This is a genomic window from Pseudomonas sp. NPDC008258 (genome assembly GCF_042956345.1).
Taxonomy (GTDB): domain Bacteria; phylum Pseudomonadota; class Gammaproteobacteria; order Pseudomonadales; family Pseudomonadaceae; genus Aquipseudomonas.
Genome location: NZ_JBIBGE010000009.1, coordinates 1 through 22,920 on the forward strand (window position 1 = coordinate 1; position 22,920 = coordinate 22,920).

Here is a 22,920-nt window from a genome sequence, read left to right on the forward strand (position 1 = left end):
CAGGCCACGCAGTCACCAGCACGGGCCAGGTAGGCGCCTTTCTCGATCAGCGCCGGGGTCACGGCCTGGGTCAACTGCGCGGAGGCGTCACCGGACCGGTTGAGCAGGCCGGCGACGATCCACGCCAGCACGGCGGCCAGTACGGCGACACCCAGCACGATCGACAGGATGGAACGGGATTTGATTGTCATGTTCTCGCTCCTCACGCCTGCACCAGCGGGCCAGGGTTCTTCAGGTACTGGTCCTTGATGGCCTGGGCCGCGAACAAGGTCAGGGCGCCGATCATGGAAGTCGGGTTGGCCTGGAAGTTCTGCGGGAAGGCGTTGCCGCCCGGCACGAACACGTTATGCACGTCCCAGCTCTGCAGGTAGCGGTTGAGCGCGCTGGTTTCCGGCGAGTCACCCATGATTGCGCCACCGACGTTGTGGGTGGACACGTACTTGGTGATATCCCAGTGCGAGTCCATGCCCAGGAAGCTTTCGCTGTAGCTGTCTGGGTTCAGTTCCTTGGTGATGTCCAGCACGATCTTGCGCAGGTGCTGCTGCAGCTTGAGCTCGTTCTCCTTCCAGTCGAAGGTGATGCGCAGCAGCGGCTGGCCCCACGGGTCCTTGTAGGTCGGGTCGAGGTCGACATAGTGGTCGCGGTACGACATGCAGCCGGTGGAGATGCTGATCTTCATCGAGTGGCCGTACCAGTCCTGCATGCCTTCCTTCCAGCCCTGGCCCCACTCCGGGGTGCCGGAAGGCAACGCGGTGCCGATCGGCGTGCCGGTGGCTTGCGAGCTGTGGATCTTGGCGCCGCCGATGAAGCCCAGGGACGGGCCGTCGAAATTGCCTGGGGAGACGTCGTTGAACATCTGCCCGGTGGCACCGGCGGTGGCGAACGGGTTGAAGTGCTTGTCCTTGAAGAACAGCGTGGCGCCGCCGTTGCTGAGGAACGCGTAGTTGCGGCCGATGGTGCCCTTGCGGGTGACCGGGTTGTACGGCTGGCCGATGCCCGACAGCAGCATCAGGCGCACGTTGACGAACTGGAACGCCGCCAGCACGACGATCTTCGCGGGCTGGAACACCTCGTTGCCCTGGGCGTCGACGTAGGTGATGCCCTTGGCGGTCTTGCCGTCCGGGTGCAGTTCCACGCGCAGGACGTTGGCATTGACCCGGTAGTCGAAGTTGTCCATGCGCTTGAGCGCGTCCATCACCGCCGTCTGCGGCGAGGCCTTGGAGTAGTTCAGGCACGGGTACTTGCTGCAGTAGCCACAGTAGTTGCACGGCGCGATCTGGTTGCCGTAGGGGTTCTTCCAGGCCCGCGACACGTTGGCCGAGGGGTTGGGGAACGGGTGGTAACCCAGCTTGCGCGCGGCGTCGGCGAACATTTTATTGTTCAGCGTATCTTCCAGCGCGGGCAGCGGGTACGGGTTGGAGCGCGGGCCTTCGAACGGGTCGCCGCCTACCAGGATCTGGCCGTTGAGGTTGCCGGTGTTGCCCGACAGGCCGCAGATTTTGTCGAACTTGTCGAGGTACGGCTCGATCTCGTCCCAGGTGAACGGGAAGTCGCCGATGGTCATGTCGCTTTGCAGGATGCCCGGGGCATAGGCCTGGTCGGCGTAGGTCTTGAGCTTGATGTCGGTCGGCGTAGGGCGGATCAGTACGCCGGTCCAGTGCAGGCCCGAGCCACCGACGCCGGTGCCAGGCACGAAGGCGCCCCACTGGCGGGTCGGCAAGGCGGTGCCGTTGAGGTTGTGGCGCACGGTGAGCGCGCCGTCCTTGGGCGTGACCATGATCTTGTTGCGCACGCCGTAGGCGTACTGGTCAGCCGGTTTCGGGTAGGCGAAATCGGCGTTGGTGCGGTCTTCACCGCGCTCGAAGGCGCGCACTTTCAAGCCTGCCTGGGCAAGCTCGATGCTCATCAGCGAGCCGGCCCAACCCAGGCCGACGACGGCGACGTCGACTTCGTCATTGGTAATATTTGCCATAAAAAACCTTGAATGCTGTAACTCGAAGCGAAGGGATCAACCGCGTTGGCCGGTCAGACTGACCGGGCCGAGGGGGTACGGGACGTTGTGCTGGGCGACCCATTCCAGATAGCTGGCGCGGGCACCGGGGAAGCCGATGGCGATCCACGCCTTCATACCTTTGTTGCCGCCGTAGATAGGGTCGGCCAGCCAGCCCTGACGGCTGTGGTTGAGCAGTTCGCCGAAGAACAGTTTGGCTTTGAGTACACTTTCGCCATGGGCGGCGAAGTCGACCTGGCCGGCTTGCAGTTTCTTCAACACGTCATCGCGCTTGCCCAGCTCCAGCAGGGCAAAGTGCTGGCCGTGGGTGGCCTGGCACCAGCTTTCCAGCGCGGCGATACCTTTGCGGTAGACCTGCTGCGGGGTGTACGGCAGCTGGTAGCCCAGGGTGGCCGGGGCATTCAGGTCGAACGGGCCTTCCAGATAGATCTCGCTGCCCAGGTCACCGGCCAGTTGCTGGTCGATGAAGATCGGCACATTGGTTTCCAGCGCACCGGGGCCACGGCCGTCGGCGGGGATCAGGCGATCGCAGGCGGCGAGGATGAAGGTCCATTCGGCCGGAGTGAAGAAACACGGGGTGTAGCTTTCGAGGCTCGGCGCCGCCATTTCTGCCGCCAGCGCGGCACTCAGGCCGTTGACGGTGATGCCCATCGCGGGCAAGGCGATCAGCGACGAAAGCAGGAACTTCCTTCGCGAGGTTTGTTTGGCTAACAACATGCAGGTCTACCTATGACTAATCACTCAGACCCATGAAATGTGCTCATCGGCAGGCTCAGGCACTGCTCTCGTCGACTTTCCAGAGCGCGCTGCACTGATTGCAGCGAGCTCAACTAGTCATACATATGACAGACATCGTATCTCACGGATTGTGAATGGTAGCAGGCTACCTATCTAGTAACAATTTGTTTCTACCCAAATTGTCAACCGCACCATTGTCGCACTCCTCCCACAGCAACATTTGGATGCTGTAGACCTCGGAGTGAAGCGGTCAATGAAGGGAACGCAGTAAGGTGATGAGTGATTTGGAGTAGCCTGGATGTGCGCTGAAATCTCGGAAAACAACGCTGCGCTCCAACACCGCCCACGGCTCCGAAAGCTCCTTGATGTGGAGGCTCATGGCCTTGCGGTACCTTCTGCCGAGTGATTGAGGCAATATCGCAACGCCAACCCCCGCCTCTACCATTCTGCTGACGGCCTCGAAGCTGGCCACCTGAAGGGGTGGAGCAAACTCGCAGCCGAGCTGGCTCGCGTGCTTTTTCAGGAGCTCATGCAGCGGACTTCCCGCCGGCAAGCTGACATGGGAATAGAGAAAGGCGTCAGCTAACGTCACGCTATTGTTTCTACTCAGCGGATGATCTGCGGCCACAGCCAGCACCAGACGCTCAGTGCTGAACGGAATGACCTCCAGGCCGATGGCTGACACCGGACCACTGACAGGGCCAGTGGTGATTCCAATATCCGCGGCCCCCTCCAGAATGTCGCCAAGGACATCCACTGAATTGCGCTCCTGAAGCTCTATATCCACACCTGGAAAATCCGCTCGAAAACGTCTTAGCGCTATCGGCAAGGCATCGATGACCGCAATCGTATCGGCGACGACCTTGATGCGCCCAAAGCTGCCCACGCCTGGCTCAGCAAACTCGGACTTCAAGCATTCGAGCTGCTGCATGACGAGCCTGGCGTGTACCAGCAGCCGTGATCCGGCATCCGTGAGCATCACCCCGCGACTATTGCGATAGAGCAACTGAGCGTTCACCTCCAGTTCGAGCGCCTTGATCCGCGCACTGGCTGCGGCAGGTGACAGTAGCGCCCGTTTGGCCCCAAGGCTGAGACTCGGCGCGTTGGCGATTTCGACAAAAAGCGCCAAGTCCTTGATGTTCATGGTCATGATAATTCCTGGTGTGCGATCAACCCGAGCTATGCACCTCCCCGCGTCCAGCGCCCTAGCGTCATCCTGTTGACATTCCGCGATAGCAAAGGAATCTAAAACTCACAAAATCTTCTCATTTGAAATTATTTGCTGCAATATAAATTGCAAAGGAAAAGCTAATCTAAAAAAAACAAATCAAATGACCATACTCGCAATTCGAGATCCTTCTATGCATCCGGACGATAACGCCAACACCCCCCCCAACAACGCTGCTGTCATCCGAAGCGAAGACCTGATCCAGAGCGTGGCGGACGCGCTGCAGTACATCTCGTACTACCACCCCACCGATTTCATCGAAGCTTTGCATGGCGCCTACCTGCGCGAAGAGTCAACCTCTGCCAAGGATGCAATGGCGCAGATCCTGATCAACTCACGCATGTGTGCGACCGGTCGCCGGCCTATCTGCCAGGACACCGGCATCGTCACGGTATTCGTACGCGTTGGCATGCAAGTTCGCTGGGAGAATTCTGGCCTGAGCGTCGACGACATGATCAATGAGGGTGTACGCCGCGCCTACCAGTTGCCAGAGAACGTGCTGCGCGCATCGATCGTGAGCGACCCCGCAGGCCGACGCCCCAATACGCGCGACAATACGCCGGCAATCATTCACTACTCGCTGGTACCGGGCGCGACCGTCGAAATCGACATCGCTGCCAAAGGCGGTGGATCGGAAAACAAGTCAAAGATGGCCATGCTCAACCCCTCCGACTCGATCGTTGACTGGGTGTTGAAGACGGTGCCAACGATGGGTGCCGGATGGTGCCCTCCTGGCATGCTCGGCATTGGCATAGGCGGTACTGCGGAAAAAGCTGCTGTGATGGCCAAGGAGAGCCTGATGGGGGCTATCGATATTCACCAGCTAAAGGCCCGCGGCCCTGCGAACCGGATCGAGGAGTTACGCCTGGAGCTGTTCGAGAAGGTCAATCAACTGGGGATTGGTGCACAGGGCCTGGGCGGACTCACTACGGTCCTGGATGTGAAGATCCTCGATTACCCCACCCACGCAGCATCTTTGCCCATCTGCATGATCCCCAACTGCGCGGCAACTCGGCATGCTCACTTCGTGCTTGATGGCTCCGGCCCCGCCGAGCTGCAAGCACCTTCGCTTGACGCCTACCCCGAGATCGTCTGGGAGGCCGGCCCCAGCGCACGCCGCATCGACCTGGACAGCCTGACCCCGGAGGACATCGCCAGCTGGCAACCGGGCGAGACACTGCTACTAAATGGCAAGATGCTGACCGGTCGCGATGCGGCGCATAAGCGCATGGTGGAAATGCTAAACCGGGGTGAGTCACTGCCCGTCGACCTGAAAGGCCGGTTCATCTACTACGTTGGCCCCGTCGATCCGGTAGGTGACGAAGTGGTCGGCCCTGCCGGGCCCACAACTGCCACCCGCATGGACAAGTTCACCCGGCAAATTCTGGAACAGACCGGCCTGCTTGGCATGATCGGCAAATCCGAACGCGGCCCTGCGGCAATCGAGGCCATCAAGGACAACCGGGCGGTGTATCTGATGGCCGTCGGCGGCGCCGCCTACCTGGTGGCGCAAGCCATCCGCAAGTCGACCGTGCTGGCCTTCGAGGACCTTGGCATGGAAGCCATCTATGAGTTCGAGGTGAAGGACATGCCCGTTACCGTGGCAGTCGACAGCCAAGGCACCTCGGTGCATCAAACCGGCCCGCAGTACTGGAGCGAACGCATTCTGCTGCGCGGCGACGCCTGAAGCCGCACACAGCCGGATAAAAAAGACCGCTGCAACAGAGCTGCAGCGGTCAAGGCTTAACGAAGAGGCCTGAGGGCTCATAAAGCGCTCTAGGAGGACTCCACATAAAAAAACAACTTTGAATCAATATCTTTCATAAGAAAGGGTTTACAACAGAACTCTTGTCATTTGAAAAGCGTTGTGTAGAATCGATCATGCGAATGAAATTCTCGGCACGATATCCAAAAATAACCGCCGAACCCTGGCGCTGATGCCCATCGACTGATACTTCGGAGTCCGCTATGCCCGCTAAGAACCTGGATGCACATCTCTTCATCAATGGCCAATGGCAGGAGGGCAGCGCGGGCAAACGCGACAACGTGGACCCTGGCAACGGCGAGATCCTTGGCATTGTCAGCCTGGCCAGCGCAAGTCAGGTCGATGCAGCAATCAAAGCGGCCGACGCAGCATTCCCGGCGTGGAGCCGAACCCCTGCCGTCCACCGCGGGCTGCTGCTGAAGAAGGTTTCGGCCCTGCTGGCGGAACGCGTCGATGAGCTTGCCAATGCCTTGTTGCTGGAAGGTGGCAAGACCAAGGCAGATGCCTACGGCGAAGCCGGGCGCGCGATCGAAGCATTCGGCTGGAACGGCGAAGAGGCTTCGCGCGTCTTCGGCAAAGTCCACACTGGCATCGTCGAAGGCAGCACGCGTCTTTCAGTACCCACCGCACTGGGAGTGGCAGTAGCGATCACCCCGTGGAACTTCCCGGCCGTGCTGATTGCCCGCAAGCTGGGTGCTGCGCTGGCCGCCGGTTGCACGGCAGTGCTCAAAGCGTCTGAGTTCACGCCATACAGTGCCACCGTGATCATTCGTGCCATCGTCGATGCGGGTATCCCGGCCGGGGTTGTGAACCTGGTGTACGGCGACCCTGCCGCAGTGAGTGAGCAACTGCTTGCCGCACCTGAGGTCAAGATCGTCTCGTTCACTGGCTCCACCCATGTCGGCAAGCTCTTGGCCGCCCAAGCGGCGCGCAATCTAACGCGCTGTGTCTTTGAGCTGGGTGGCCATGCCCCGGTGATCGTTTGGGAGGACGCCGATCCAGAGCGCGTCATCCAGGTCACGGCACCCGCCAAGTTCGGCACCGCCGGTCAGTCCTGCGTCGCGCCTACTCGCTACCTGGTTCATGAAAGCCTGCATGACAAGATTGTTCAGGGTCTCGTCGCAAAGGCCGAGTCCTACCAGCTGGGCCACGGCCTCGAAGACGGCACCACCCTCGGCCCTGTTGCCCATGCAGGTCGTATCGCCGAATTCAAGGCGCTGATCGAGGATGCGGTCAGCAAAGGTGCAGTGGTCGAGACGGGTGGCTACCAAGTCGACCGCCCCGGCTTCTTCTTCAAGCCAACCATTCTCAGCAATGTACCTAGCGACGCCAAGATCCTCTTCGAAGAACCTTTTGGCCCGATTGCCACCGTGCAGAAAGTCGCCTCGCTTGAGCAAGCCCTCGAGCATGCCAACGCAGCACCTTATGCATTCGCTGCGTACCTGTTCAGCGATTCGCTGCGAGTACGCAACGAGGTCGTGGCGAAGCTGAACGCTTCTAACCTGGGCATCAACCAGACGGCCCCGTCCCTGCCCGACGTTGCGCTGGGTGGCTTGGGTAACAGTGGTTACGGCTACGAAGGCGGCAGCGAAGGCGTGCTCGCCTACACCCAACTCAAGCTGATCAACCAGTCTGCGCTCTGACTCGCAACCTGACGAACTGGCGCTCACCGGCCCTGAATCGGGAGCGCCACTTGCCAAATATCAATGGACGCGATTATTCGCGACATCTCGAAGAGGTTGAAATGGCTACTCCGCTCACAATCGCCAAGGTAATTGCGTCCCCTGGCGTAGGTTCGTTCTTTTTCGATGACCAAGCCGCGATCAAGGCGGGTGCAGTAAGGGATGGCTCGGCTTACTTGGGCGTCCCTGTGACCCCTGGCTTCAAAGCGGTTCGCGAGCCCTCCGAAGCCGTCTCGGTGATGTTGGTGCTGAGCGACGGTTACATCGCCCACGGCGACTGCGCGAGCGTGCAGTACACCGGCGTGGGCGGCCGTGAGCCACGCTTCCACGCCGCCGCCCTCGCCCAGCAGATCGAACAGGAACTGGGGCCTCGCCTGGTGGGTATGCCGGTGAACGGTTTCCGTGAAGCAGCGATCGCCACCGAACGCCTGGTGGATGAACTGTTCGACAGCAAGCGGGCTGCTGCCTATGGCGTTTCCCAGGCACTGCTCAATGCTGCGGCGCATGCCGCTGGTCACCACCTGATGGCTCAGGTGATCAAGGACGAATGGGACATCAGTCGCCCACTGGCTGCGGTACCGATCTACGGCCAGTGCGGCGATGAACGCTATACCACCGTCGACAAGATGATCCTCAAGAGCGTCCCGGTCCTTCCCCATGGCTTGATCAACACACCAAGCCTGGTAGGCACCGACGGCGTCGCGCTGGAAGAGTACATCGGCTGGCTGCGCGCACGCATCGGCCAACTGCGCGTCAGCGAAAGCTACAAACCCATCCTCCACATCGACGTGTATGGCCTGATCGGCAGCGTGGCACTAGGCTCGATCGAGCACACCGCCACAATCATCCAGAAGCTGGAACGTGCTGCAGGCGACCACGAACTGCGCATCGAACACCCACTCGATGCCGGCAACCGCGACGCTCAGATCGAAGCCATGGCGAATCTGCGACAAACGCTGAAATCGCGTGGCAGCAAGGTGTCGATCATTGCCGATGAATGGGCCAACACGGCCGAGGATGTCCACCTGTTCGCAGCCGCCGGTGCTACCGACATGGTGCAAATCAAGACCCCGGACCTGGGCTCGATTCACAACTCCATCGACGCCATCCTCGACTGCCACAAATACGGTATCGGCCCGGTACTCGGCGGCACCTGCGCAGAGACGGACCAGTCGGCGCGTACCACCGCCCATATCGGCGTGGCAACCGGCGTTAGCCAGATGCTGGCCAAGCCCGGCATGGGCTTCGACGAGGGTTACAACATCGTCTTTAACGAGATGAACCGCGCTCTGCGGATCGCCAGCCTTATCGAGCGTTCCTGACCACTGATGCACGGGGCGGCGCCTGCGTCGCCTCAGAGGATAAGAATCATGTCGCTGCACACCGTCATCAATGGCGCCACTTCGTTCCTGTTCGTACCAGGCAACCGTCCTGAACGCTTCCAGAAGGCCCATGAGTCTGGCACCGATATCGTCATCATCGACCTTGAGGATGCCGTCGCAACAGCCGAGAAAACGCAAGCGCGAGCAAACGTGCGGACCTGGCTCCTGAGCAACCCGACCCTGCCGACGGTCGTACGCATCAACCCACGCATGACCCCGGCGTTCGAGGAAGACGTACACGCCCTTGCCGGACTTGCGCGTGTAGTCATGCTGCCCAAGGCCGAAACCCCTGAGGACATTGCCGAAACCGTTGCCACATTCGGCGACGGAATTCTGATCGTGGCCCTGATCGAAACCGCCAAGGGTGTCCTCAACGCGCCACAGATCGCTGCCTCTCCCCGCGTTGCCCGTCTGGCCTTCGGCAATGTCGATTTTGCTGCAGACGTGCAGATCAAGTCTGACGACAACCAGGCACAACTGTTCGCACGCTCTCAACTGGTGCTGGCTTCCGCAGCAAGCCAGATCGCCAGCCCCATCGACGGGGTTACGACCAATATCCTCGATGAGTCAGTGACCTTGCATGCAGCTGAATATGCCCGCTCCCTGGGCTTCACCGGCAAGCTCTGCGTTCACCCTCGCCAAGTCGCCCCGGTACGACGCGCCTACCTGCCTACCGAAGACGAGATCGCCTGGGCCACCGCAATTGTCCAGCGCGCGTCAGACAGCAACGTGGCCACGATCGACGGCCAGATGATCGATCGCCCGGTGGTGCTGCGAGCCGAGCAAATTCTCGCTCAGGCAGCGCATGCCACTCTCAACTGACTGTCCGGCCAGCCGCCAGACGGCTGGCGTTGCAACGGGAGATTATCAATGAACAATTCACACACTGTCCGGCCGCTGGACGGCGTCAAAGTCATCAGCCTGGAGCACGCAATCGCGGCCCCCTTCTGCACCCGTCAACTTGCAGACCTCGGCGCCCGAGTTATCAAGATAGAACGCCCAGGCAGCGGTGATTTCGCCCGCGGCTACGATACCCGAGTCAATGGTCTATCCTCCCACTTCGTCTGGACCAACCGTTCGAAAGAGAGCCTGGGCCTGGATCTCAAGGCTGCCGAAGGCAAGGAAATCCTGCTTAAGCTGCTGGAGGACGCCGATGTGCTGATCCAGAATCTGGCGCCAGGTGCGGCAGCGCGCATGGGGCTAGACTACGAGATCCTGAAGGAGCGCTTTCCGCGCCTGATCGTCTGTGACATTTCTGGTTATGGCGTCGGCGGTCCTTACGAGAAAAAGAAAGCCTACGACCTGCTTATCCAGAGCGAGGGCGGTTTCCTGTCGGTGACCGGCGGCCAGGGCGAAGACCAACTGGCCAAGGCCGGTTGTTCGATTGCCGACATTGCCGCCGGCATGTACGCCTACACCAACATTCTCAGTGCGCTGCTGCTGCGCGACAAGACCGGCACTGGTAGCCGTGTCGACATCTCAATGCTCGAGAGCCTGGTAGAGTGGATGGGTTATCCGCTGTACTACGCCTACAACGACGCTCCGCCACCACCACGGGCCGGCGCTTCACACTCCACCATCTACCCCTACGGCCCGTTCAATGCGGGCGACGGCGGCGTGGTCATGCTGGGGCTGCAGAACGAGCGCGAGTGGCGGTCATTCTGCGAGTGCGTATTGCAACTGCCGGAGCTTGCCGATGACGCGCGCTTTGCCACCAACCCACTGCGCTCGGCCAACCGGGCAGAGCTGCGACAGATCATTCTCGACCTGTTCTCCAGCCTCAGCGCCGACGCCGTGGTGCAACGCCTGGATGAAGCACAGATCGCCAATGCAAGGGTCAACGAGATGGCCGGCGTGTGGGAGCATCCACAGCTCAAGGCCCGCGATCGCTGGCGTGAGGTGGGTAGCCCGGCGGGCACCTTACCCGCACTGCTGCCCCCAGGACGCAGCTCGGCGTTCGAGCCACGCATGGGCGATGTTCCGGCAGTCGGGCAGCATTCGTCTTCGATTCTGGCTGAGCTGGGCTACAGCGTGGGACAGATCAACCAGTTGACCAAGGACAACGTCATCTAAAGGGGTGGCTGGCCGGGGCTTACGCCCCGACCACAAAAATAAACGAAAGATAAATCCATAGAAAATCATCGCTAAATAGAACAAACCAAGCGACGAACCTTGCCTTTGAAACAACAATAAAGTAAAAAATTATCAAATACCGACTCACGCACGCCAGTATTCATAAATAAAATAACAAACTAACGACTGTTCTCTTCCATGGGGACGCCATCACACATTCAGCACTCTGCCGAAAACCCAATCGCATCGGTTACGCCTCACCCCACTTGCCCGTTCAAGTGCATGTGCGCACGCGATGATTTGTTCAGACACCCGAGAACCAAATCAATAATTGGAGGTTTCATGAACCGTTTGTTCCTGGCAGCGACACTCACTCTGGGAATCTGGAGTGGCATGACACACGCCGCAGATAAGGTCATTGCTGGCATCGAGGCTTCATTCCCACCATGGGCCTATGTAGAGAAAGGCGAGGTCAAAGGCATTGCCATCGATGCCATGAAAGAGATCGCCAAATCGCAAGATCTGGAGGTCGAGTTTCAAGACCTGCCATGGCCTTCACTGATCCCTTCGTTGGCCGGTCAGAAAATCGATCTGATCGTCACCGGGTTGAATGTCACCGAAACCAGAGCCAAAGTGCTCGATTTCGCCATCCCATGGTGGCAGAACAATGATGAGGTGCTGATCCCGCGCAATTCCGACAAGAATGTCGTGACCGCACTGTGCTGCAACGCCAGCGTCGGCGCTCAAGGTGGTGGAACGCAGTTCGAGTGGCTCAACAGGAATCTGGTGAAGAACGATGTAGGCGTGACCCTGCGCAGCTATGAAGACCTGATCACCGCGATCGAAGACATGCATGCCGGCCGCCTGCAAGCAGTCGTCACCAGTACTGACACGGCGGAAGACCTGATTGCCAAAGGCCAGCCAATCAAAATTGCCGGGACCATCATCCAGAATCAGCCACAAGCCCTGGCAGTGAAAAAAGGTGATCCAAAAGGCCTGCTACCCAAGCTCAATGCCGGGATCCTGGCTCTCAATCGCTCGGGTCAGTGGGAAAAAATTGTCCACCAGTATTCTCCCCAGTCGACCATCAGGCCAATCCCGGCGTACATGCCGGACTATGTGCAGTCCTACAAAGCGCCGATACCAGGTTACACAGCCGAATAACTTTGCCAGGGGCAGTCGATAGCTGCCCCTTCGTGGAGCCTGTCATGAACTTGCTGATCGAAAACCTGCCGTTCCTGCTGGACGGCGCCATGGTCGCACTCTCTTTGCTGGCAGTAGTGCTGACCTTAGGCTGCGCCATTGGCGTGACAATCGCCCTACTGCAGATCTACGGCCCGCTTCCTCTCAAGGTCGCAGTGGGTCTTTATGAACGCATCTTTCGCGGCATCCCCCCTGTAGTATTGCTGCTGCTGGTCTATCACGGTGGGTCGGAGTACGTTTCCCTGTCACCCTTCTGGTCGGCCGGGGTCGCCCTCGGCCTGAGCTCAGGGGCCTATCAATCGCAGATCTTTCGCGGTGCGATACTCAATGTACCGGTCGGCCAGATGCTGGCTGGCCGAGCGATGGGGATGTCGAAATGGCAAGCCGTGCGCTGGGTAATTCTGCCCAGCGCCGCACGCCACACCATCCTGCCCTGGGGAAACGAGTTTTCCTCTCAGCTGAAGGCCACATCGCTGGCCTATGTGATCGGCGTCGTGGAGCTCACCCGTCAAGCCAAGTACATCATCTCCAGCACACAGGGTAACGTCCTGCTGGTCTTCGCCGCTGTGGCGCTCACCTACTTCCTCATGAACCGTTTCGGCAACTGGGCTTTCGCCCGCTTGAACAAGGCCATATCAATTCCTGGGATGAGTACAGCGACATGAACAACGTACAGAAGATTCTCGAAGTCCACGACATCATCAAGACCTATGCTGGTATCCCTGTGCTCAATGGCGTCAGCCTGACGCTGGAGAAGGGTCAGAGCAAGGTCATCATGGGCCCTTCCGGTACCGGTAAGTCAACCTTGCTGCGCTGTATCAACCATCTCAATCCACCTGACAGCGGTCGCGTCATCCTGGGCGGCGAAATGTTGACCGAAAAGAATCTGGACAGCATTCGGCAACGACTCGCCTTCGTGTTCCAGGACTTCAACCTGTTTTCACATCTGACGGTTCTGCAGAATGTGGCGATCGGCCCGCACAAGGTCCTCGGGCGCCCGCGCCGTGAGGCCGAAGAACTGGCCATGGACATGCTGGCCAAGGTCGGGATGAACGCAAGAGCTGATTACTACCCCGCCCAGCTGTCCGGCGGCCAGCAACAGCGGGTCTCGATCGCCCGGGCGTTAGCGATGGAGCCGCAGGTCATCCTGTTCGACGAGCCGACATCGGCGCTGGATCCCGAACTGAAGACCGAAGTCGTGAATGTCATGAAGCAACTGGCAAGCGACGGCCTGACCATGCTGGTAGTCAGCCACGAAATGGCCTTTGCCCGCGCTGCGGCGGACGAAGTCATCTTCATGGAGGGGGGAAAGGTAGTCGAGCAGGGCCCGCCTGGTGAAATGTTCAGTCAGTCGGAACATGCCACGGTGCTGCGTTTCCTGAACGCCGCCAGCAGCTGAGTACAGGGAGACCCATCATGTCGTTCTATACATTCTGCCAGGATAACTTCGTAGACATCGCATCAGGCATCCCGGTGACCCTCTCCCTGTGGGTTGCCAGCATGACGCTCGGTGGCCTTTATGCGCTCTGTTTGACCTGGATGCGCCTGTACGGCAATCGCCTGGTGAAAGCTTTTGCGATCACCTACGTGGAGGTGTTCCGCGGAACACCGATGCTGGTGCAACTGCTATTCATTTACCTGGGGTTGCCAGCTGCAGGGATAGTGCTCTCCCCTTTCAGCGCCGCCCTGATCGCTATGGCGCTCAATACCGCAGCCTATCAGTCGGAATACCTGCGTGGGGCAATCACCTCCATACCGGGTGGCCAAGCGAATGCCGCCAGGGCCATGGGCATGAGCACGTTCAAATGCTTCAGGCTGATCCTGCTGCCCCAAGGTATCCGTCGGATGCTGCCGCAGTGGTCCAACGAAGCGATCACCAACCTCAAATACACCTCCGTCGCATTTGCGATCGGCCTTACCGAGGTCACCGCCAAAGCATCCGAAATCGGCTCGCAGACTTATGAATACCTCTATACCTTCATGGTCGTTGCCTTGATCTTCCTGGCAATGTCCCTGGTGGTGGCTGAACTGCTCAAGTTCATGGAGCGCAGGTTGCAGACGCCAGGGCTTGCACCGGCCAGCTGACGCTCGCAAACGCTACCTGCAAGGCTGCTGAAATTTGATAGTCAGCGCGCATGCCGCCCTGCAACATAAGGCCAGGCATAAGGGCGGCAGCTCCAAAAGAGGGAACGGGCCACGGACGCGCTAGCCGATTGCATCCGGACGCTGAAGCTGCTGGTCGATTTCGTTGCCATGCTGATTCTGTCCAACTGCACCGAAGATGGCCATTACCTGCGGCTCAGGAGCGAGCCCTTGGCCGCATACACTCAGCGGCGGCTTCGGGGCTCTGCAAAAGATGCATGAAAGCTGCCACAGGCGCAGTCATCTCACCCTGCCACACCAGATGCGTTCGATTGCTCGCCAATGCAGCCGGCAACGGATGGCACTGAACGCTGGCACCCAGCACTGCGTGATCGAGCAACGCCTGGGAGATGACACCGCCCCCCCATCCCCGCGGCCACGCAGGCGACGATAGCGTGGTAGGAGCCAATTTCGAGAAGCTTGCCAGGCGAGACGGCTTCTGCGGCCAACCACTCCACCAAGCGCCGGCGATATGAGCAACCATGCGGGAACACCACCATCGTCATGCCTCGCAGGTCGGCCGCCCGCGTGATAGCAGCCTCGCCCTTGGCGGTGATCAGGGTCAACACATCGTCGAAGGCAGGCGCACTGGAACATCGCCCGGGCTCGAACGGCTCTGCCACGAATGCAGCGTCCAGTTCATAAAGCGCAAGCTTTTGCAGCAACACATCAGTGGATGCCGGTCTGCAACTCGATGCAGACTTCAGGGAAGTGCTGATGATAAGCCGAAAGATACGGTAGCAGCCTGGCCCCCGCCGTGCTCTCCAGCGATCCCAGCCGCAGCACACCCGCGGCGATACCAGTTTGCAACTTTTGCTCAGCCAAATCGGGCATCTGTAGCAACCGTTGTGCATGCCGGAGCAATGCATGCCCATTGTCAGTAAGCACTAGATGCCGCCCCTGTCGCCGGAACAGCGCCACACTCAAGCGGTCTTCCAACTGCTTGATCGAGTCGTTACATTGGAGGGTACGCGGTTTAGCTGACGGGCTGCATGCACGATTCCACCGTGCTGAACTACAGCTCGGAAGATATGCAAATCCTCAAGGTCCATATTTCTCATGAAGAGAAAAATACGCTTGACTGATTCTTCAATCAAAAATGCTTGCCGAAAAAACAAACCTCCGCGAATGCGGAGGTTTGCGTAAGTTCGGGAAGCCAGCGCCAAGCGGGGGGTCTGTAACACTCTAGCTCCCCTTTCATCCACGCATCGGGCAAGTACGGCAGTCGTCAGAACAGTCCAACTTACCCTGCGCCTGGAAGCACTTACTCCTTGACGAACATCTTCCGAGGAACGTTGCTAAGGCAACTCACCCCAGTGGAAGTGATCGCAATGGTTTCGGTGATCTCGATACCCCAATCGTCGAACCACAGGCCCGGCATGAAATGGAACGTCATGCCAGGTTGCAGGACCGTCTGGTCCCCAATGCGCAAGCTGGTGGTTCTTTCGCCCCAGTCAGGTGGATAGCTGAGACCGACCGGGTAGCCGACACGCCCTGCCTTCTTGATACCGTGCTTGGCCATGACATCGAAGAATGCGCGGGCAATGTCTTCGCAAGTGTTGCCAGGCCGTGCAACCTCAAGCCCTGCCTCGATCCCCTCGACCACCGCTTTTTCCGCATCGAGGAACTTCTTCGGCGGCTTACCCAGAAACACCGTACGTGAAACCGGGCAGTGATAACGGCGGTACACGCCGGCAATCTCGAAGAACGTGCCTTCACCGGCGACCAGAACCGAATCATCCCAGGTCAGGTGAGGCGTAGCTGCTTCGATGCCAGACGGTACGATCGGCACGATCGACGGATAGTCACCGGCAAACCCGTCAACACCGCGGATGGCCGTGGAGTAGATCTCGGCTACCACATCAGCCTTGCGCACACCCGGCTCGGCCACTTCGACCACACGCTCGTACATCTTCTCGAGAATGCGGCCACCAATACGCATGTACTCAAGCTCCGCCTCGGACTTGACGGCACGGGCCAGGTTGACCAGGTTGTTGACATCGACCCAGGTGGTATTAGGCAGTGACTTACGCAGGGTCATGAAACTGGCGGCCGAGAAATAGAAGCTGTCCATTTCAAGGCCGACAACCCGGCGTTCCCAACCACGCGCCTGAATCACTTCCCGGGCAAAATGCTCCATCGGGTGCAAGTCGCGCTGAACGTATTCCTCCGGGTAACCCACCAGGTTGTCATTGGCCAGGTAAGTCGTTGCCCGTGCCCCATTCAGGTCCAGGCCTCGGCCGTACCAGACAGGCTCCCCTTCCATTGCGACCACCGCGCACTGGTGGTTGTAGAACGAATAACCATCATACCCAGTCAACCAGGCGATATTCGACGGGTCGGCGACAATCAGCAACTCGACACCACGCTGCTGCATCATTTGCCGAACCCGGACCAATCTCGCCGCGTACTCTTCGACAGTGAAATACTGCCTCAGAGACGGGAAACCACTTCCACTCTCACTCATACCGACTCCTACCGTAAAACGTTGAGTGTTGGGCCACTCAGACGCCTGCCGCTGCTTCCGGGCGGGCACCACTTGTTTGCACAGATGCGGCTGAAAGACCGCGCTTGATCGCGCGCTTTTTGACGCGCTGAATGCGATACATCACGAACAGATAGACAAACCACAGCGGCATGAAAACCAGTGCCTGGCGCGTATCGGGCTCCAGCGCCAGCAGGCCGAGGACGAAGACGAAGAACACAAGGCAGGCCCAGGACATGAAGATCCCGGCAGGCATCTTGAACGTCGAGGTTTCATGCAGATCAGGTCGTTTGGCACGGTAGGCCAGGTACGAACCAAGGATGATGCACCAGGTGAAAATGAACAGGATCGCCGCGATGGTCGACACCGTGGTGAACACTGTCATCAGGTCCGGAATCAACACCAGCAGCGCAGTGCCCATGAACATGCAGAAGCACGAGAAGATCAGCGCAGGCATAGGCACCGCCGACTTGGACAGGCGCTTGAACACCGAAGGCGCATCAACTTCACAAGACAAACCGAACAGCATGCGGCTGGAAGAGAACACGTCGCAGTTGCCCGCCGACATGGCCGAACTGATCACCACGAAATTGATCACACCTGCCGCAATGGGCAAACCGGCGATCTGGAACAACTGAACGAATGGGCTCTTGTCCGGGGCAACCATGGCCCAGGAAGAAACGGCGATGATGCAGGACAGCGACAGTACGTAGAACAGCAGCACGCGGATCGGTACAGCGTTGATTGCCTTGGGCAGGGTTTTGTAGGGGTCCTTGGCTTCAGCGGCCGTGGTACCCAGCAGCTCGATGCCTGCGAAAGAGAAAATGGCGATCTGGAAACCGGCGAAGAAACCCATGATGCCATTCGGGAACATGGTGCCAGGCTCGATCACATGCTTGAACGAAGCCGTTACTCCCGTGGGCGAGACGAACCCGCTGGCGACCATCACGAAGGCCGCCACGATCAGCGACACGATGGCGACGATCTTGATCAGGGCGAACCAGAACTCCATTTCCCCGAAAGCCTTGACCGCCATGATGTTCAGCAGGAACAGGAAGGCCAGCGTGCCCATCCCGGGTATCCAGGGCGACAAGTCCGGGAACCAGAACTTGAAGTAACCACCGATCACGATAAAGTCGGCCACGCCAACAATCACCAGCGTCATCCAGTACGACCAGCCAACAAAGAAGCCGGCCCACGGCCCCAGGTAATGGGTGGCGAAGTCGGCGAATGTCTTGAACTTCAAGTTCGACAGCAGCAACTCACCGAGTGCACGCATGACGAAGAACAGGAAGAAGCCGATGATGGCGTAGGTGAGGACAATTGACGATCCGGACACATGGATCATCTTGCCGGCGCCCATGAACAGGCCAGTACCGATGGCACCGCCGATGGCGATCAACTGAATATGACGGTTCGCCAAACCGCGAACCAATGTGCCTTCACCGTCAGGGGTGCTGGCCGACGCATCCGACGATGCGTGCACGGGTTGCTTTTGCATACCTTTCACCTTTGATTTTATTAACTTTATTTAAGGCAGAACTAAGGTCGAACATTACAAATCGGGGGATGTCAGGTTTGAACAAGCCACTGCACCAGTGGCTTGGCCTGAACTTATTGATCGAGTGAAACGCTGCGTACCACTTTGCGCAGGAAGCTTTCACACTGAACCAGCTGGTCTAGCGAAAGGTACTCATTGGCCTTGTGTGCCTGCTGAATGTCGCCAGGGCCGCAGATGATGCTGGGGATCCCGGCATCCTGGAATTGGCCAGCCTCGGTGCCGTAGGCCACCTTGCGCTTGTCCTGGTCACCGGTGAGCGCACGTACCAGTTTGGTGATTTCCGCCTGCTCGCTGGCGTTGAGGCCCGGTGCATCGGAGATCATGTCGAAGGCGATGGCCGCATCGGGGTGTTCTGCCTTCATCTTCGGCAGCAGTACATCGAAGGCATAGGCTTCGATCTGCTTGAAGATCACTTTAGGATCCAGGGTCGGCAGGTTGCGGAACTCGAACTCGAAATTGCATTCAGCCGGCACAGTGTTCATCGCGTTGCCGCCGCTGATGGTGCTGGTCTGTGCGGTGGTGAACGGAACATCGTACTGCTCGTCGAACGGACCATTGCGACGGAAGCCTTCGGCAGTGTCGCGAATGAAGCAGATCAGTCGCGCAGCATATTCAATGGCGTTGAGCCCGTGCGGCGTCAGCGACGAATGGGCTGCGTGGCCTTTGAAGCAGCAGCGATAGGCATTGATACCTTTGTGCGCGATGATCGGGCGCATATTGGTCGGTTCACCTACGATGCAACCGTCTGGGTTGATGCCACGCTTCATCAGCTCTTCGATCATCAGCGGCGCACCCAGGCAAGTCACTTCCTCATCGAACGACAAGGCAAAGTGAATCGGCCGGGCCAGGCGCATGCCCAGCATTTCCGGCACCAGGTGCAAGCCGGCACCAATGAACCCCTTCATATCACAGGTGCCACGACCATACAGCTTGCCATCTCGCACCTCAGGCTTGAACGGATCGCTATGCCAGTCCTGGCCATCCACTGGAACTACATCGGTATGGCCCGACAGCACGATGCCACCGTGGGTGACGCCGGAGCTCGCCGGAATGGTGGCGAAAAGGTTCGCCCACTGCCCGCTCTTGTGGTGCGTGAGGGTGCATTCGACACCCAGCCCGGTGAGATACCCACGCACGTCTTCGATCAGCTCCAGATTGGAAAGACGGCTTACGGTGTTCATCGCCACCAGCCGTTTCACCCATTCCAGAGAAGCAGGCATCTGCCCAGCTGCGCCAGCGGCGGTACCGTGTGCTTCAAACGTATTCATTCAGGGGCTCCTCAAGTCAGCCTCTTGTCTTAGCGCGACCGCTGGCACGAATCGAGGCTCTCGGCCCTGAGGTCCTGCAGCGGAGTCTTGCGTAGCCTTGACGCTCGTCCCGGCCACGAGCGATCAACTTCATTCGCAAAGAGAATATTACACAATGCCTTTCGTACGGCAAGGCAATTAACTATATCTCTTTCACATGAAAGATCTAAAAACCCTTATTCTTTTGCATTTGAAATTCTTACTACCATTCGGTGTGATAGGCTTACATTTGTAAACCCGCCCCCCTCTCAGGAGCACTACGTGCAAAAATCCTCCACCCACTCCACCATCCGCCAGGTGACTGCTCCAGAAACGCCTACCTTTGGATTCGATGAGGTCGACCTGGCCCTACTCAAAGTGCTGGTGACCGACGCCCGGCTCTCTCAGCGTCAGATCGCCGGAAACCTGGGCATCTCCGCCCCCACTGTCAGCGAACGCATGAGCCGCCTGGAAAAGGCAGGCGTCATCCGCGGTTACACTGCCGAGGTGGATTGGGCCGCATTGGGTTACCCGCTGACTGTTTTCCTGTCGGTGGTAGCCACCCCCGGTTACGACATCGGTGACGTGATGAGCCAGATGTGGAAGATCCCCGAGGTGCAGGACGTGCTGCTGGTCACCGGCGATCTCGACCTGCTGGTGCGCCTGCGGGCACGAGACCACAATCACCTGCGCGCCATCCTCATGGACAGGGTTTGGCAGGTCACCGGCCTGCAGGGGACTGCCACTCAAGTGTCGATCGCTGAAATGCCAGCAAAGAATTTCTCTGAAGGATTACTGCTGGAAATTGAGGAATTCCTCAAGGAACAGCGGGAGGCATGAATAACGCATGAGTCTGAAAGCAAAAAAGGCGCCAGGCTTCACACTTGGCGCCTTCTTGTTCGGACTGCCCGCTTAAGCGATCACGCCTTCAGCACGCAGCTCACCGACAACCTGCTCGACAGCCTGACGGGTCAGCTCGACGATTTCGTTGACCTCGTCGATGGTGATGGTCAGCGGTGGCGAGAAGCCCAGAATATCGCCATGCGGCATTGCACGGGCGATCAGGTTGCGATCGCGGGCAGCCTGGGAAATGCGGGCACCCACTTTCAGCGATGCATCGAAGCGGACCTTCTTCTCAGGGTCGGCTACAAACTCCAGCGCAGCCAGCAGGCCAATACCGCGAACCTCGCCCACGATCGGGCAATTGCCGAAGGTTTCCTTCAGGCTCTGCAGGAAGTAGGCGCCAACCTTCTCAGCATGCTCCGGGATGTTTTCCCGCTCGATGATGTCCAGCACTGCGTTGGCAGTGGCCAGGCCGATCGGGTGGCCCGAGTAGGTGTAGCCGTGCGAGAACGGGCCAACTTTGTCTGCGCCGTCTTCGAAGACCTTGTATACCTTCTCGCTGACAATCACGGCCGACAGCGGGAAGTAGGCAGAGGTCAGGCCTTTGGCGCAGGTGATCAGGTCTGGCTCGAGACCGAAGTGGTCACAGCCGAACATCTTGCCGGTACGACCGAAGCCGCAAACCACTTCGTCAGCAATCAGCAGGATGTCGTACTTGTCCAGTACCCGCTTGATCTCGGTCCAGTAACCCTTTGGCGGCGGCACGATACCACCCGAACCCAGCACCGGCTCACCAATCAGGGCGCCGATGGTGTCCGCACCTTCTTTCAGGATCAGCTCTTCGAGTTCAGCTGCACGGCGAGCAGAGAACTGCTCCTCGGTTTCACCCGGGTTGGAACCCCAGTAGTAGTGAGGAACGCCAGTGCGCAGGATGACCGGCAGCGGCAGGTCCATGTTGTTGTGGTAGAAGCTCATGCCGGTCATCGAGCCGGAGACGATCGAGCTGCCGTGGTAGGCGCGCTCACGGGCAATGATCTTCTTCTTGTTCGGCTTGCCGCGCAGGTTGTTGTAGTACCACACCAGCTTGGCCTGGGTTTCGTTGGCGTCCGAACCGGACTGGCCATAGAACACCTTGCTCATCTTGCCAGGTGCCATCTTGACCAGACGCGACGACAGGCGAGCCAGCTGATCGGTGGTGTGGCCGGCGTAGGTGTGGAAGAAGCCCAGCTTGTGTGCCTGCTCAGAAATCGCATCGGCGATTTCGGTCCGACCATAACCAAGGTTCATGCAGTACAGGCCGGCAAAGCTGTCGATGTACTGACGGCCGGTGGAGTCGGTCACGCGAATGCCCTTGGCATCGACGATCACGGTGGGGTCGATCTTACCGGTGGCCAAGTCTTTGAGCTGAGTGAAAGGGTGCAGTACCGACGCGCGATCCTGCTCCATGATTTCTTGGTAGTTTTTGTCGTTCATAGCACTTTCCTGTCTTGGTCAATGGTTTCAGGGCTGAACCCGTCCACCAGGGCTAGATGACCCTTAGCCGACCTGCCTGCAGACTGGGCATACCACACCCCGCCTCTCGGTCACGCCATCGACGCCAGCGATCATATGGAACCTAAAATCACACGAAGCGAATCATTCGTCAACTATTTTAGTTAAATGCTTTACGCATGATCAAATGAAAGGAGATCAACCTTTCACAGCACCCATTGACAACGCCATTCCAGCAGCATCTTCTCGGGCAGCCGGGTCGAGCTAGCTGCTACAGGCGGATGCTCTAGAGCATCCACCCCATCGCCGCCCTCATTGTTAACTCCTGCCAACTGCAGGGTATCGCAGCCTCGTACAACCACCACTCACACGCGAACGAGGCATCCGTGAGCATCAAGAAAACACTGACCATTTCATTCGCTGCCGTTGCCAGCGCGCCCCTGTTGCTCGGCACAGCAGCAGTGATCTGGAACCTGCGAGGGCAGGCACAGGCCGACTTTCAGGAAAACACCACCCGCGAGATCCGCCAGGTGGACAATGTCATCTCACTGTTTTTCAATGGCATCGACCGCGACGTGGCCTACCTCGCAGGGCATCCGCAGGTAATGAGCAGCCACTCACTGAAAAACTACAGCAGTGGCGATGCAGCCCAGTTGCCCTTGACCGAAAACACCAAGACGCTTCAAGCGATATTTGCCCGCTATGCCAGCACACACCCCGACACCGCTTATCTCTCGCTTGGGCTTCAGGATGGTGGCTACGCGATCTGGCCTGACGACAAGAACCTGAACAGCTTTGACCCTCGCCAACGCCCCTGGTACGCGCTGGGGATGGGTGTTCCGGGACAAACCCAACGCAGCGAAGCCTACTACTGGGCACCGGACGACGTGGCACTGGTGGCCACCGTGCGCACCGTTGACGACCCGCAAGGCAAGCCTATCGGCGTATTAGGCCTTTATGTTTCCTTGAGCAACTCACCGACCTGATCAAGCAAATCCGCATTGGAGAAAGCGGATACCTGATCTTGGTG

At 58.9% G+C, this 22,920-nt stretch carries 20 protein-coding genes and 2 pseudogenes; 11 read left to right on the forward strand and 11 right to left on the reverse strand.

The annotated features are described in order from the left end of the window. The 4 genes and pseudogenes from ACFY9W_RS09185 to ACFY9W_RS09200 all read right to left on the reverse strand — a co-directional run. Nucleotides 1-191: pseudogene (locus tag ACFY9W_RS09185) on the reverse strand (cytochrome c); the annotation flags it as partial. 11 nt (nt 192-202) lie between these two features. After that, nucleotides 203-1,972 carry a GMC oxidoreductase gene (locus ACFY9W_RS09190; protein WP_391128722.1) on the reverse strand — a complete coding sequence of 590 codons (1,770 nt, stop codon included), beginning with the start codon at nt 1,970-1,972 and terminating at the stop codon, nt 203-205. Nucleotides 1,973-2,008: 36 nt separating this feature from the next. After that, nucleotides 2,009-2,728 (reverse strand): gluconate 2-dehydrogenase subunit 3 family protein, encoded by a 720-nt coding sequence (locus tag ACFY9W_RS09195; protein WP_391128724.1) that lies wholly within the window; start codon nt 2,726-2,728, stop codon nt 2,009-2,011. 271 nt (nt 2,729-2,999) lie between these two features. Beyond that, entirely contained in the window at nt 3,000-3,899 is a 900-nt protein-coding gene (locus tag ACFY9W_RS09200; RefSeq protein ID WP_391128727.1) for a LysR substrate-binding domain-containing protein, read from the reverse strand. A 211-nt stretch (nt 3,900-4,110) separates the two neighbouring features. On the opposite strand from ACFY9W_RS09200, the gene ACFY9W_RS09205 reads away from it, so the two are divergent. From ACFY9W_RS09205 to ACFY9W_RS09245, 9 genes are all read left to right on the forward strand, one after another. Further along, nucleotides 4,111-5,664: a FumA C-terminus/TtdB family hydratase beta subunit gene (locus tag ACFY9W_RS09205; protein ID WP_391128730.1), complete on the forward strand. Its 1,554-nt coding sequence runs from the start codon at nt 4,111-4,113 to the stop codon at nt 5,662-5,664. Nucleotides 5,665-5,945: 281 nt separating this feature from the next. Next, on the forward strand, nt 5,946-7,385 hold the full coding sequence (locus tag ACFY9W_RS09210) for an aldehyde dehydrogenase family protein (RefSeq protein WP_391128733.1): 1,440 nt from the start codon (nt 5,946-5,948) through the stop codon (nt 7,383-7,385). 101 nt (nt 7,386-7,486) lie between these two features. Continuing rightward, a complete protein-coding gene (locus ACFY9W_RS09215) occupies nt 7,487-8,746 on the forward strand; it encodes a methylaspartate ammonia-lyase (protein WP_391128736.1) in 1,260 nt (419 codons plus the stop codon). A gap of 48 nt (nt 8,747-8,794) precedes the next feature. After that, complete coding sequence (locus ACFY9W_RS09220; protein WP_391128739.1) at nt 8,795-9,628, forward strand: aldolase/citrate lyase family protein; 834 nt, start codon at nt 8,795-8,797, stop codon at nt 9,626-9,628. Nucleotides 9,629-9,676: 48 nt separating this feature from the next. Then, nucleotides 9,677-10,879 (forward strand): CoA transferase, encoded by a 1,203-nt coding sequence (locus ACFY9W_RS09225; RefSeq protein ID WP_391128742.1) that lies wholly within the window; start codon nt 9,677-9,679, stop codon nt 10,877-10,879. 342 nt (nt 10,880-11,221) lie between these two features. Beyond that, nucleotides 11,222-12,043, forward strand: a complete 822-nt coding sequence (locus ACFY9W_RS09230; RefSeq protein ID WP_391128745.1) for a transporter substrate-binding domain-containing protein — start codon at nt 11,222-11,224, stop codon at nt 12,041-12,043. 44 nt (nt 12,044-12,087) lie between these two features. Then, a complete protein-coding gene (locus ACFY9W_RS09235) occupies nt 12,088-12,747 on the forward strand; it encodes an ABC transporter permease subunit (RefSeq protein WP_391128748.1) in 660 nt (219 codons plus the stop codon). After that, nucleotides 12,744-13,481 carry an ATP-binding cassette domain-containing protein gene (locus tag ACFY9W_RS09240; protein WP_391128751.1) on the forward strand — a complete coding sequence of 246 codons (738 nt, stop codon included), beginning with the start codon at nt 12,744-12,746 and terminating at the stop codon, nt 13,479-13,481. The genes ACFY9W_RS09235 and ACFY9W_RS09240 overlap by 4 nt, the downstream gene beginning before the upstream one ends. A 17-nt stretch (nt 13,482-13,498) precedes the next feature. Beyond that, complete coding sequence (locus ACFY9W_RS09245) at nt 13,499-14,167, forward strand: ABC transporter permease subunit (RefSeq protein ID WP_391128754.1); 669 nt, start codon at nt 13,499-13,501, stop codon at nt 14,165-14,167. A 302-nt stretch (nt 14,168-14,469) separates the two neighbouring features. On the opposite strand, the gene ACFY9W_RS09250 is transcribed toward ACFY9W_RS09245, so the two are convergent. The 6 genes and pseudogenes from ACFY9W_RS09250 to argE all read right to left on the reverse strand — a co-directional run bounded on the left by ACFY9W_RS09250 (nt 14,470) and on the right by argE (nt 19,538). Next, entirely contained in the window at nt 14,470-14,892 is a 423-nt protein-coding gene (locus ACFY9W_RS09250) for a LysR substrate-binding domain-containing protein (protein WP_391128757.1), read from the reverse strand. Nucleotide 14,893: 1 nt separating this feature from the next. Then, nucleotides 14,894-15,058: a hypothetical protein gene (locus ACFY9W_RS09255; RefSeq protein WP_391129206.1), complete on the reverse strand. Its 165-nt coding sequence runs from the start codon at nt 15,056-15,058 to the stop codon at nt 14,894-14,896. Nucleotides 15,059-15,106: 48 nt separating this feature from the next. Then, nucleotides 15,107-15,163: pseudogene (locus ACFY9W_RS09260) on the reverse strand (hypothetical protein); the annotation flags it as partial. A 325-nt stretch (nt 15,164-15,488) separates the two neighbouring features. Further along, entirely contained in the window at nt 15,489-16,691 is a 1,203-nt protein-coding gene (doeA, locus tag ACFY9W_RS09265; protein WP_391128759.1) for an ectoine hydrolase DoeA, read from the reverse strand. Nucleotides 16,692-16,728: 37 nt separating this feature from the next. After that, nucleotides 16,729-18,210: an amino acid permease gene (locus ACFY9W_RS09270; protein ID WP_391128762.1), complete on the reverse strand. Its 1,482-nt coding sequence runs from the start codon at nt 18,208-18,210 to the stop codon at nt 16,729-16,731. 113 nt (nt 18,211-18,323) lie between these two features. Further along, on the reverse strand, nt 18,324-19,538 hold the full coding sequence (gene argE / locus ACFY9W_RS09275) for an acetylornithine deacetylase (RefSeq protein WP_391128764.1): 1,215 nt from the start codon (nt 19,536-19,538) through the stop codon (nt 18,324-18,326). 300 nt (nt 19,539-19,838) lie between these two features. On the opposite strand from argE, the gene ACFY9W_RS09280 reads away from it, so the two are divergent. Beyond that, nucleotides 19,839-20,396 carry a winged helix-turn-helix transcriptional regulator gene (locus tag ACFY9W_RS09280; RefSeq protein ID WP_391128767.1) on the forward strand — a complete coding sequence of 186 codons (558 nt, stop codon included), beginning with the start codon at nt 19,839-19,841 and terminating at the stop codon, nt 20,394-20,396. A gap of 72 nt (nt 20,397-20,468) precedes the next feature. Here the strand turns inward: ACFY9W_RS09280 and ACFY9W_RS09285 are convergent, their stop codons facing one another. Continuing rightward, on the reverse strand, nt 20,469-21,872 hold the full coding sequence (locus tag ACFY9W_RS09285) for an aminotransferase (RefSeq protein WP_391128770.1): 1,404 nt from the start codon (nt 21,870-21,872) through the stop codon (nt 20,469-20,471). Between the two features lie 404 nt (nt 21,873-22,276). Between ACFY9W_RS09285 and ACFY9W_RS09290 the strand changes: the two genes are divergently transcribed. Beyond that, nucleotides 22,277-22,876 carry a PDC sensor domain-containing protein gene (locus ACFY9W_RS09290; RefSeq protein ID WP_391128773.1) on the forward strand — a complete coding sequence of 200 codons (600 nt, stop codon included), beginning with the start codon at nt 22,277-22,279 and terminating at the stop codon, nt 22,874-22,876. Nucleotides 22,877-22,920: the final 44 nt, after the last annotated feature.